This is a genomic window from Pseudomonas sp. ENNP23, from assembly GCF_001728945.1.
GTDB classification, from domain to species: Bacteria; Pseudomonadota; Gammaproteobacteria; order Pseudomonadales; family Pseudomonadaceae; genus Metapseudomonas; species Metapseudomonas otitidis.
The window spans coordinates 93,718-105,741 of the sequence record NZ_LYSP01000007.1 but is presented as its reverse complement, the minus strand read 5'-3'; the positions used below and the strand labels follow the sequence as shown (position 1 = coordinate 105,741).

Annotated in this window: 10 protein-coding genes; 1 reads left to right on the top strand and 9 read right to left on the bottom strand. The window is 64.2% G+C overall.

The features are described from left to right. Window positions 1-201 precede the first annotated feature (201 nt). The 5 genes from A9G05_RS06210 to A9G05_RS06190 form a co-directional block, all read right to left on the bottom strand. Window positions 202-1,149 carry a Nudix family hydrolase gene (locus A9G05_RS06210; RefSeq protein WP_069560134.1) on the bottom strand — a complete coding sequence of 316 codons (948 nt, stop codon included), beginning with the start codon at window positions 1,147-1,149 and terminating at the stop codon, window positions 202-204. After that, window positions 1,146-1,787 (bottom strand): glutathione S-transferase family protein, encoded by a 642-nt coding sequence (locus A9G05_RS06205; protein WP_069560133.1) that lies wholly within the window; start codon window positions 1,785-1,787, stop codon window positions 1,146-1,148. The genes A9G05_RS06210 and A9G05_RS06205 overlap by 4 nt, the downstream gene beginning before the upstream one ends. A 111-nt stretch (window positions 1,788-1,898) precedes the next feature. Further along, window positions 1,899-3,116: a bifunctional glutamate N-acetyltransferase/amino-acid acetyltransferase ArgJ gene (gene argJ, locus A9G05_RS06200; protein ID WP_069560132.1), complete on the bottom strand. Its 1,218-nt coding sequence runs from the start codon at window positions 3,114-3,116 to the stop codon at window positions 1,899-1,901. Window positions 3,117-3,233: 117 nt separating this feature from the next. Beyond that, a complete protein-coding gene (secA, locus tag A9G05_RS06195; protein WP_069560131.1) occupies window positions 3,234-5,975 on the bottom strand; it encodes a preprotein translocase subunit SecA in 2,742 nt (913 codons plus the stop codon). A gap of 117 nt (window positions 5,976-6,092) precedes the next feature. Then, window positions 6,093-7,016 (bottom strand): M23 family metallopeptidase, encoded by a 924-nt coding sequence (locus tag A9G05_RS06190; RefSeq protein WP_069560130.1) that lies wholly within the window; start codon window positions 7,014-7,016, stop codon window positions 6,093-6,095. An 80-nt stretch (window positions 7,017-7,096) separates the two neighbouring features. Here A9G05_RS06190 and A9G05_RS06185 point away from each other — a divergent pair, with 80 nt between their 5' ends. Further along, window positions 7,097-7,552, top strand: a complete 456-nt coding sequence (locus A9G05_RS06185; protein WP_069560129.1) for a DciA family protein — start codon at window positions 7,097-7,099, stop codon at window positions 7,550-7,552. Window positions 7,553-7,636: 84 nt separating this feature from the next. On the opposite strand, the gene lpxC is transcribed toward A9G05_RS06185, so the two are convergent. The 4 genes from lpxC to A9G05_RS06165 form a co-directional block, all read right to left on the bottom strand. After that, complete coding sequence (lpxC, locus tag A9G05_RS06180; RefSeq protein WP_044409538.1) at window positions 7,637-8,548, bottom strand: UDP-3-O-acyl-N-acetylglucosamine deacetylase; 912 nt, start codon at window positions 8,546-8,548, stop codon at window positions 7,637-7,639. A 112-nt stretch (window positions 8,549-8,660) separates the two neighbouring features. After that, window positions 8,661-9,851 (bottom strand): cell division protein FtsZ, encoded by a 1,191-nt coding sequence (gene ftsZ / locus A9G05_RS06175; protein ID WP_069560128.1) that lies wholly within the window; start codon window positions 9,849-9,851, stop codon window positions 8,661-8,663. 44 nt (window positions 9,852-9,895) lie between these two features. Then, entirely contained in the window at window positions 9,896-11,143 is a 1,248-nt protein-coding gene (gene ftsA / locus A9G05_RS06170) for a cell division protein FtsA (protein WP_069560127.1), read from the bottom strand. A gap of 16 nt (window positions 11,144-11,159) precedes the next feature. Continuing rightward, entirely contained in the window at window positions 11,160-12,023 is an 864-nt protein-coding gene (locus tag A9G05_RS06165; protein WP_069560126.1) for a cell division protein FtsQ/DivIB, read from the bottom strand. Window position 12,024 lies beyond the last annotated feature (1 nt).

Here is a 12,024-nt window from a genome sequence, read left to right as displayed (position 1 = left end):
GCGGCATCCAAGCTACCCACCTCGGCGTGTCCCGCCTGATTGCAGGATGGCGGCAGCAAACCAATGCCGGAGCAGGCGGTAACGCGCGACGCACTACAAGAGCCAGCAGCGTAGGGGGGACCACGCTTCACCGGTCCACCCATCGTGCTCATGCCCACTCCCGACGGTGGGCGTGAACAATGGCGCCCACCCTCCCCCTCTTCAGCCTTGGCCGGGCCAGAAGGCACGGATGCCCGCCACGCCCTGGGCGCCGGCTTTCCATGCCCGCTCACGGTCATCGGGACCGACGCCGCCGAGCAGGTACACCGGTTTGTTGAAGCGACGGATCATCGATTGCGCAGCCTCCCAGCCCAGAGGCTGTGCGTCCGGGTGGGTCTGGGTGGGCTCTACAGGCGACAGGGTGACGAAGTCCACCCCCATCCGGGTCGCCAGCTCCAGTTCCTCTTCGCTGTGGCAGGACGCAGCCAGCCAGCGCGCTTCGGGGAACGGGCGTCCCTTGGCAGCGTACTTGCGCAGTTGCTCGGCGGTCAGGTGCCAACCCGCCGCCGGGAAGTCACCGAGCCATTCCAGCGGCCCCTTGAGCATCAACTGGGCCTTGCGCGCGCAGAGCCCCTGGATGTCCACCGCCAGGTCGCGGTACTGCGGGTCGAACATGTTCGGCGCCCGCAGCTGGATGAGTTGCACACCCTCGGCGACGGCGCGCCGCACCCCTGCCAGCAGCTCCGCAGGCTCCAGGCCATCCGGGGTGATCAGGTAGCGGTCCGGCAGCCGTGCAGCAGTGATGATCGGCTGATTGGCGGCGGGAAAGGCGTAGTCGGGCAGGTCGCGGGACTCCACCCAGGCAAGGGGCTGGCCTTCGGCACCATGGGGTTCGCCGGAGAAGGCGGTGACCTCCCAGACATCCAGCAGCACCTGCTTGTCCGGGTAGTCATGGTGAATCTGGATCAGCGGGCGGGCGGCTTCGACACGGATGCCCAGCTCTTCCTCCAGCTCCCGTGCCAGGGCCGACTCAACGGCCTCCCCGTCTTCGACCTTGCCACCGGGGAACTCCCACAGGCCGCCCTGGTGCTTCTCCTCCGGGCGCTTGGCAATCAGCACCCGGCCATCGGCGCCACGGATCACCGCCGCCGCTACGTGTACTCGCTTCATTCACTGCTCTCCGCTTCCTCCAGGGCCGCCTGGTACCAACGCTGGAAGGCAGGCCACTGGTAGAGGGTTTCGACATAGGCGGCGGCCTCGTCCGGCAGCACCACCACATAACTGCGCAACCGGCTCGCCACCGGTGCGAAAAAGGCGTCCGCCAGGCTCGGCTGGCCGAACAGGTAGGGCCCGCCCTGACCGAAGCGGTGACGGCACTCCGCCCACAGCGCCACGACCCGCTGGATGTCCGCCTCCACCTCCGTCGGCACCGTTTCCAGGGCCTGGCGACGCGCCATATCCATCGGCATGTGGCTGCGCAGGGCCATGAAGCCGCTGTGCATCTCGGCGCATACCGAGCGTGCTAGGGCTCGCGCAGCCACATCGCGGGGCCAGAGGCCCGCCTCGGGGAAGCGCTCAGCGAGGTATTCGCCGATGGACAGGGAATCCCAGATGACGCCATCGGCCTCGGTCAGCAGGACCGGCACCTTGCCCGTGGGGGAGCGGGTCAGCAGGCGCTGGCGGCTGTCAGGCTGGTAGAGAGGGATGAGGATCTCGTCATAAGCGACGCCGGTCAGCTCGATGGCGAGCCAGGCACGAAGGGACCACGACGAATAGTTCTTGTTGCCGATCACCAGGTTCAGGGGCATGACGTTCTCCTCAGGGACTGTTCCAGGGGCCGAACATGCACCCTAGAGAGGCCGCCGAGGCCTGGCAACTCCCATCGTTCATGGGGCATGAGCGATGGGAGTGCCGGGCTGTCAGGTACGGTATTCGGCGTTGATTTTCACGTACTCGTGGGACAGGTCGGTGGTCCAGATCGTCTCGTTGCAGTTGCCACGGCCCAGCTCGATGCGGATACCGATCTCCTCGCGGGCCATCACCTCGGCGCCCTGGGCTTCGGTGTAGGTCGACGCGCGACCGCCTTTGCTGGCGATGCAGACGTCACCGAGGAACACGTCGATCTTGCTCACATCCAGGTTCGGCACGCCGGCGCGGCCGACCGCAGCCAGGATGCGGCCCCAGTTGGGGTCGGAGGCGAACAGGGCAGTCTTGATCAGCGGGGAGTGGGCCACGGCGTAAGCCACATCCAGGCACTCCTGGTGGGTGCCACCGCCGTTGACCTGCACGGTGACGAACTTGGTGGCGCCTTCGCCGTCGCGGACGATGGCCTGGGCCACCTCCATGCACACCTCGAACACTGCCTGCTTCAGGGCGGCGAACAGTTCGCCGGACGCCTGGGTGATCTCCGGCAGTGCGGCGCGGCCGGTGGCGACCAGCATGCAGCAGTCGTTGGTGGAGGTGTCGCCGTCGATGGTGATGCGGTTGAAGGACTTGTTGGCGGCATCGCGCAGCAGGTCCTGCAGGACGCCCTGGGCGACCTTCGCGTCGGTGGCGATGTAGCCGAGCATGGTGGCCATGTTGGGCTTGATCATTCCGGCGCCCTTGCTGATGCCGGTGACGGTGACGGTGACGCCGTCGTACACGAACTGGCGGCTGGCGCCCTTGGGCAGGGTGTCGGTGGTCATGATGCCGGTGGCAGCCGCCGCCCAGTTGTTCTCGGAGAGGTCAGCCAGGGCATCGCCCAGCACCGCTTCGATCTTCTCGACCGGCAGCGGCTCACCGATCACGCCGGTGGAGAACGGCAGCACGGCGCTTTCATCCACGCCGGCCAGTTCGGCGAGGCGGGCGCAGGTACGCGCTGCAGCAGCCAGGCCGGGCTCACCGGTGCCGGCGTTGGCATTACCGGTGTTGGTGAGCATGTAGCGTACCGGGCCGAGAACGCGCTTGCGGGCCAGGATCACCGGCGCGGCGCAGAACGCATTGAGGGTGAATACACCAGCGACAGTGGAGCCTTCCGCGCATCGCATCACCACCACATCCTTTCGCCCGGGTCGCTTGATGCCGGCAGAGGCGATGCCGAGTTCGAAACCGGGAACCGGATGGAGGGTGGGCAGAGGGCCGAGACCAACAGCCATGGAAGCGCTCCTTGTCGTGATGTGGACAGTCGGCGAGGTGCCGCTGTTCAGGGGGTCAGTGTGAAAACGCCGCGAGCGGCTCAAGCCGGTCGCGGCGCTGTGGTCATGCCTGGCAGGTCAGCTGATCTGGCCGTGGCAGTGCTTGTACTTCTTGCCGGAACCGCAGGGGCAGGGCTCGTTGCGACCGATCTTGGGCTCGGCGCGAACCGGAGCCACGGCGGCGGCAGTGGCAACATCGCCCTCTTCCGCTGCCTCTTCGGGCTCATCCAGGCCCGGGGCTTCGGCGTGCTGGAACTGCATGCGCTTGGCCAACTCCTCGGCCTCGCGGCGCAGACGGGCTTCTTCCTCGGCCGGGTCTTCGCGGCGGACCTGAACGTGAGAGAGGACGCGGATGGTGTCGCGGCGGATGGAGTCCATCAGTTCCTGGAACAGGGCGAAGGACTCGCGCTTGTATTCCTGCTTCGGGTTCTTCTGCGCGTAGCCGCGCAGGTGGATACCGTGGCGCAGGTGATCCATGGTGGACAGGTGGTCCTTCCACAGGTCGTCCAGTACGCGCAGCAACATCTGCTTCTCGAAGGAGCGCAGGGCTTCGGCGCCGGCCAGCTCTTCCTTCTCGTTGTAGGCGGCCACCAGTTGCTCCAGGATCTTCTCGCGCAGCGTTTCCTCGAACAGCTTGTCATCTTCGTCGAGCCACTGCTGGATCGGAAGCTTGATGCCGAAGTCGCTGTACAGCGCCGCCTCAAGACCGGCGACATCCCACTGCTCCGGCAACGATTGCGGCGGAATGTGGGTGTCGATGGTGCGCCCCAGCACGTCCAGGCGGAACTCGGCGATGGTCTCACCGATGTCCTCGGCCGCCAGCAGGCTGTTGCGCATGTGGTAGATCACCTTGCGCTGCTCGTTGGCCACGTCATCGTATTCGAGCAACTGCTTGCGGATGTCGAAGTTGCGACCTTCGACCTTGCGCTGCGCCTTCTCGATGGCGTTGGTGACCATGCGGTGCTCGATGGCCTCGCCCTGTTGCATGCCCAGCGCCTTCATGAAGTTCTTCACCCGGTCGGAGGCGAAGATGCGCATCAGGTTGTCTTCCAGGGACAGGTAGAAACGGCTGGAACCCGGGTCCCCCTGGCGACCGGCGCGGCCACGCAACTGGTTGTCGATACGACGGGATTCGTGGCGCTCGGAGGCAATCACGTGGAGACCGCCGGCCTCGATCACTTGCTGGTGGCGCTTCTGCCACTCTGCCTTGATCTGCGCGATCTGCTCTTCGGTGGGATTTTCCAGGGCGGCGACTTCGACCTCCCAGTTACCCCCCAGGAGGATGTCGGTACCGCGACCGGCCATGTTGGTGGCGATGGTGACTGCACCGGGACGACCGGCCTGGGCGATGATCTCGGCTTCCTTCTCGTGGTACTTGGCGTTGAGCACCTTGTGCTCGATGCCAGCCTTGGTCAGCAGCTGGGAGACGTACTCGGAGCTGTCGATGGAGGCAGTACCCACCAGGATTGGCCGGCCGCTGGCCTGGCAATCCTTGATGTCAGTGATGATGGCGGCGTACTTCTCTTCCTGGGTCAGGTAGACCAGGTCGTTGAAATCCTTACGGGCAATCGGGCGGTGGGTGGGAATGACCACCACTTCGAGGCCGTAGATGCTGTGGAATTCGAACGCCTCGGTGTCGGCCGTACCGGTCATGCCGGCGAGCTTGTTGTAGAGGCGGAAGTAGTTCTGGAAGGTGGTGGAAGCCAGCGTCTGGCTCTCGGCCTGGATCTGCAGGTTTTCCTTCGCCTCGATGGCCTGGTGCAGGCCCTCGGACAGGCGGCGGCCGGGCATGGTGCGACCGGTATGCTCGTCGATCAGCAGGATCTGGCCGTCCTGGACGATGTACTCGACGTTGCGGTGGAACAGGGTGTGGGCGCGCAGGCCAGCATAGACATGGGTCAGCAGGCCCAGGTTGTGCGCGGAGTAGAGGCTCTCGCCCTCGGCCAGCAGGCCGGCCTGGGTGAGCAGCTCTTCGATGTACTGGTGGCCCTGCTCGTTGAGTTCGACCTGGCGGGTCTTCTCGTCGACGCTGTAGTGGCCTTCCTGGACGACGTTGCCTTCTTCGGGCTCGACGTGCTTCTTCAGGCGAGGGATCAGTGTGTTGATCTGCTGGTAGAGGCGGGAGCTGTCCTCGGCCTGGCCGGAGATGATCAGCGGGGTACGCGCTTCGTCGATGAGGATGGAGTCCACTTCGTCGATCACGGCGAAGTTCAGTTCGCGCTGAAACTTGTCTTCCAGGCTGAACGCCATGTTGTCGCGCAGGTAGTCGAAGCCGAATTCGTTGTTGGTGCCGTAGGTGATGTCGGCGGCATAGGCGGCGCGCTTCTCTTCCGGCGGCTGGAACGGCGTCACGATACCTACAGTGAGGCCGAGGAACTCATACAGCGGACGCATCCAGTTGGCATCGCGGCGGGCGAGGTAGTCGTTCACCGTCACCACATGCACGCCCTTGCTCGACATGGCGTTGAGGTAGACCGGCAGCGTACCCACCAGGGTCTTGCCTTCGCCGGTACGCATCTCGGCGATCCTGCCTTCGTGGAGGGTCATGCCGCCGATGAGCTGGACGTCAAAGTGGCGCATGCCCATCACACGCTTGCCCGCCTCACGAACGACGGCGAATGCTTCGGGAAGAATCTGGTCCAGGGTTTCGCCCTTGGCCACCCGGGCCTTGAACTCTTCGGTCTTGGCTCTGAGCTGTTCGTCGCTCAGCGCGACCATTTGCTCTTCCAGGGCGTTGATTGCCTGGACAGCTTTGGCCATGCGCTTCACTTCGCGCTCGTTCTTGCTTCCAAAGAGTTTCTTCAACAAAGGCGCAAACATATCGAAAGGATCTTCCACATATATGGATGGGGGGCGCTCCCGAAGTCGCCCTTGCAGCCTTCATGGCTGCATGCGAAGGGGGCATTCTACTCGGATTCGTTCTGGAGAAAAGCGGCGTTATTCCGCGTCGGTGGAACGCGCTATATAGAGAGCCGGATTGACGACTTCGCCGTCCCGGGTGACCTCGAAATGCACGTGGGCACCAGTGGATCGGCCACTGCTGCCGACCTTGGCGATGGCCTGTCCGCGCTGCACCAGGTCCCCTACATCGACGAGGTTACGCTGGTTGTGCGCGTAGAGGGTCCGGTAGCCATCGGCATGACTGATCTCGACCAGATTGCCGTAGCCGCTCTTGCGGCCGGACCAGGTCACCACACCGGCGCCGACCGCCAGCACATCGCTACCGGCCTTTGCGGCGAAGTCGACGCCCTTGTGGTAGCTGAGCCGACCGGTCAGCGGATCGCTGCGCACGCCAAACGGCGAGGACACGTAGCCCTGGCGAACCGGGCGCCCAGCCGGGCTGGTGGCGTCGTTGAGACGGCGCTCGCCCAGCAGTTGCTCCAGCACTTCCAACTGCTGTTCGCGGCTGTGCAGACGCTCACCGAGCTGGTCCAGAACCTGCATGAACGGAGGTGGCTGGTAGGCCGGCGCGTCGAGCGCATCCTCCGGCCCGCCCTGCCCGACACTCAGGGAAAAGTCGAACTCGCTGGCATCCAGTTCGGCCAGCTCGGCAACGCGCTCGCCCAAGGCATCGAGCCGGGTCAGGCGGGCCTGGAGTTCGGCGATATGGGCGGCGAAGGCATCCAGCTGCCGCTGGGCATCCTCGCGAGCCTGGGTCATCTCGCTGCGCTGGGCATCGAGCGCATCGGCCAGGCGAGGATCGGCGGATACTGCCTCGCTTGCGTTCATCCACGCGCCCAGAGCAACACCGGTGCCCAGCGCAAGCCCGAAGCTAAGCAGACCGCCCAATAGCAGCCAGCGAACGTCCAGGCTGAGCGACCGCGCCGCACCGCGGTCGCGGCTCAGAAAAATGATGTGCATGACTTCCCCATGTGATCCGGCGGGTCGCTGGTGCAGCCTTCTGCTACCATGCCCGCTCTGTATTCTTCAGGCGTCCTGCCATGTCTTTTCGTCCCTTGCCGGCCCGCTCCCCCGTCGCCTTGCTGAAGGAGGAGAAGCCCCTGAGGGCCCTGTTCGACCAGGCCCAGCGCATCGACCATCTGCAACGCGTTCTGGAAGGCCAATTACAACCTGCGGCCCGCGAACACTGCCGGGTGGCATCGTGGCGAGAGGGCTGCCTGCTGCTGATCATCAGTGACGGCCACTGGGCAACTCGCCTGCGTTATCAGCAGCGACGCCTGCAACGTCAGTTGCAGGCACTCGAAGAGTTCGCGAACTTAACGAAAATCATCTTCAAGGTGCAACCTTCGAGAAGCGCTGGGCGCAACCCCTCTCAGGGCGCTGCGTTATCCGCCTACGCGGCGGAAAGCCTGCAATCCACGGCCGAAGGCATCAGCGACCCGCGACTGCGTGCCGCACTCGAACGCCTGGCTTCCAGAGCTCGTCCGACGGACTGACCCCTTCATACCCAGGCGACAATAATCCGGAAAAAAAGAGGCCACCCATCGGGTGGCCTCGAAAGAAAGGAAAGGTATTGTTGCTTACACGGCCGCTACCGGGCGCATGTAGGAGATCGGTGCGGTGCTGGCATCCTCGAAGGTCACCACTTCCCAGGCATCCTTGTCGGCGATCAATGCGCGCAGCAGGCGATTGTTGAGCGCATGGCCCGACTTGTAGCCACGGAACTCGCCGATCAGGCTATTGCCGAGCAAATACAGGTCACCGATGGCGTCGAGGATCTTGTGCTTGACGAACTCGTCCTCATAACGGAGGCCGTCTTCGTTCAGCACGCTGTCCTCATCCACCACGATGGCGTTGTCGACGCTGCCACCGAGTGCCAGATTGTGGGACCGCAGGAACTCCAGATCACGCACGAAACCGAAGGTACGCGCGCGGCTGACTTCCTTGACGAAGGTGGTGCTGGAGAAGTCCACCGACGCTTTCTGGGTGCGACCGTTGACCACCGGGTGATCGAAGTCGATCTCGAAAGTGACCTTGAAGCCATCGAAGGGAACGAAGGTGGCGCGCTTGTCGCCATCCTGCACACTCACTTCACGCTTGATACGGATGAAGCGCTTGGGTGCGTCCTGCTCTTCCAAGCCAGCGGACTGGATCAGGAAGACGAACGGACCGGCACTGCCATCCATGATCGGCACTTCGGCGGCAGAAAGTTCGACGTAGGCGTTGTCGATACCCAGGCCGGCCATGGCCGAAAGCAGGTGTTCGACCGTGCCGACCTTGACGTCGCCATTGAAAAGATTGGTGGACATGGTCGTCTCGCCAACATTTTCGGCATAGGCGGCAATCTGGACCATCGGGTCCAGGTCGGTACGGCAGAACACGATGCCGGTGTCCACGGGAGCGGGCTTGAGGGTCAGGTAGACCTTTTCCCCGGAGTGCAGCCCGACACCCGTGGCACGGATGACGTTCTTGAGAGTGCGTTGTTTGATCATGGCTGTGGCCGCTTTCGCGCTAGTTGCGAACTGTTTTCAACAATGGCCGGGGATGATAGCAGAACCGGCCTTTGCTGAACACCAATCACAGACATAGCACTGATTGACTCCATCAATCGGCCTGACGGCGCAGGAACGCGGGGATGTCCAGGTAATCCAGGTCATCCTGCGGGTTCAGCTTCGCCGCGGCTGCGGTGTTGCCATGGGACTGGTTGCGCATCACCGTCGGACGGTCCAGGTCACGGTAGTTGACCGACGGTTGCTCGGCGCGCTGAGGCGCAGCCGGGGTGGCTACGGCTGCAGCGGCCTGGACGGTGTTGTCCACAACCTTGACCGGCTTCTCCAGGCGCGCGCCCAGACCGGTGGCAACCACGGTGACGTGCAGTTCGTCGCGCATGTCCGGATCGATCACGGTGCCCACCTTGACGGTGGCGTTCTCGGAAGCGAACTGCTCGATGATGCTGCCCACGTCGGAGTACTCACCCAGGGACAGATCCGGACCCGCAGTGATGTTGACCAGGATGCCGCGGGCGCCCTGCAGGTTGACGTCGTCCAGCAGCGGGTTTCGGATGGCCGCTTCGGTAGCCTCGCGAGCGCGATTCGGACCGCTGGCGCAGCCGGTGCCCATCATCGCCATGCCCATCTCGCTCATGACGGTCTTCACGTCAGCGAAGTCGACGTTGATCATGCCCGGGCGCTTGATGATGTCGGAGATGCCGCGCACAGCGCCGGCCAGCACGTCGTCCGCCTTGGAGAAGGCAGACAGCAGGCTCGCATCCTTGCCCAGGATGGTCAGCAGCTTCTCGTTGGGGATGGTGATCAGCGAGTCGACATTCTCGGCCAGCGCGCGGATGCCTTCGTCGGCGATCTGCATGCGCTTGCGACCTTCGAACGGGAACGGACGGGTGACCACGGCCACGGTCAGGATGCCCAGGTCCTTGGCCACCTCGGCGATGATCGGCGCCGCACCGGTACCGGTACCGCCACCCATGCCGGTGGTGATGAAGACCATGTCGGTGCCCTGCAGGACTTCGGCAATGCGGTCGCGGTCCTCCAACGCGGCCTGACGACCGACTTCCGGATTGGCACCCGCACCTAGGCCCTTGGTGACGCCCGGGCCGAGTTGCAGAACGGTGCGCGCACCGATGTTCTTCAGCGCCTGCGCATCGGTGTTGGCGCAGATGAACTCCACGCCTTCGATGTTGGTCTTGGCCATGTGGTTCACGGCGTTGCCACCGCCACCACCGACGCCGATAACCTTGATGACCGCTGTTTGCGGAACGTTATCTACGAGTTCGAACATTTTCCCCTCTCCTTCCTTTCTAGTTGTATCGCCTACTGCAAAACTCAGAAATTGCCCTGGATCCAGCGTTTGAAGCGTTCCAGGACAGGTGCCTTCGGTTCGTCGCTGAAGCTGTTCCCCACGGAGAGGGACAGGCCATCGGACTGCTTCTGCAGGCCGTACATCAGCAAGCCCACGCTCGTGGAGTAGATCGGGTTGCGCACCACGTCGCTCAGCCCCTTGACGCTATGCGGCACGCCCAGGCGCACCGGCATGTGGAAAATTTCTTCGGCCAGTTCGACCGCCCCTTCCATTTTCGCCGTACCGCCGGTCAACACGATGCCGGCGGGAATCAGGTCCTCGTAGCCGCTGCGACGCAGCTCGGCCTGGATCAGGGTGAACAGCTCGTCATAGCGCGGCTCGACCACCTCGGCCAGGGCCTGGCGAGACAGTTCACGCGGCGGCCGATCGCCCACACTTGGGACCTTGATGGTCTCGCCGGCACCGGCCAGCTTGGCCAATGCGCAGGCGTAACGGATCTTGATCTCTTCGGCGTATTGGGTCGGCGTGCGCAGGGCCATGGCGATGTCGTTGGTCACCTGGTCGCCGGCGATCGGGATCACCGCCGTGTGGCGGATCGCGCCCTCGGTGAAGATCGCGATGTCGGTGGTGCCGCCGCCGATGTCCACCAGACACACGCCCAGCTCCTTCTCATCGTCGGTCAGCACCGAATAAGCCGACGCAAGCTGCTCGAGGATGATGTCGTCCACTTCGAGGCCGCAGCGACGGACGCATTTCTCGATGTTCTGCGCCGCATTCACCGCACAGGTCACCACGTGCACCTTGGCTTCCAGACGCACGCCGGACATGCCCAGGGGCTCGCGCACACCTTCCTGGTTATCGATCACATAGTCCTGCGCCAAGGTGTGCAGCACCCGCTGGTCGGCAGGGATGGCCACGGCCTGGGCAGCGTCCAGCACGCGCTCGATGTCCGCCGGGCTGACTTCGCGATCACGGATCGCGACGATGCCGTGGGAGTTCAGGCTGCGGATATGGTTACCCGCCACGCCGACGAAGGCGGAGTGGATACGGCAGCCCGCCATCATCTGGGCTTCCTCGACCGCGCGCTGGATCGATTGCACGGTGGACTCGATGTTCACCACCACGCCTTTCTTCAGCCCGCGGGACGGATGGGTCCCGATGCCCACGATTTCCAGCTGCCCGTCGGCCGCGATCTCGCCCACCAGCGCCACCACCTTGGAGGTACCGATATCCAGGCCGACGATCATCTTGCCGCTCTGCACGCTTGCCATGTTCCTAACCTTCTCCTCAATTCGCGCGACTGGCCACAGCCGCTGCGGGGGCCTCGACCGGCGTGCGCCACGCTACCGCCAGCCCGTTGGGGTAACGCAGGTCGACACGCTCGATGTTGGCGATCCGATCTTTCAGCGTCTTGTCGTAGATCGAGATGAACCGACGCATCTTTTCCACAAGGTGATCCCTACCCAGCAGTATCTCCACGCCCTGCCCCGTCGACAGGAACCAGCTCCCACGTTCACGAAGCTCCAGCCGGGCGATGGAAAAACCCAGCGGGCGAAGCATCTGGCTGAGCATCTGGTATTGCTGCATCACCTGTTCCTGGGCCCGCTGTGGCCCCCACAGCTGAGGCAATTGTTCGTAATGGGCCAACTCACGCGGGGTGAACGCCTGGCCCTTGTTGTTCAGCAACGCCTCGTCACCCCAACGGGCGATGGGCAGTTGCTCGTCGAGCCGGATCATCACTTGATCCGGCCACACCCGACGTACTTCGGCGTGTGCGATCCAGGGCATCTGCTCCAGCTCGCGGCGCATGCCGGCGAGATCGATGCTGAAGAAGCTCGCCGCGATGTAAGGCGCGATCCGCTGCTGCACCGCCTGCTGGCTGATGTAACTGAGATCACCCTGCACGCTGACCTTGGCAATCGGCCGATCCGCATAAGGCAACAGCCGTTGTGCCCCCTCGTAGGCACCAACACCCAGCACTACCAGCATCACCGGCCAGGTCAGCCGGCGCAGGAAGCCGAAGCTCGGCTTGGGCAGCCGGACGCTCAGCGGTTCCTTCGCCACCAACCGGCTGGCACCCCGCGGCACGTCCTTGCGCTGAGGCGCACGGACGGGGCCGGGTTGCGGGTGACGGAGGGAGGCGCCACGCACG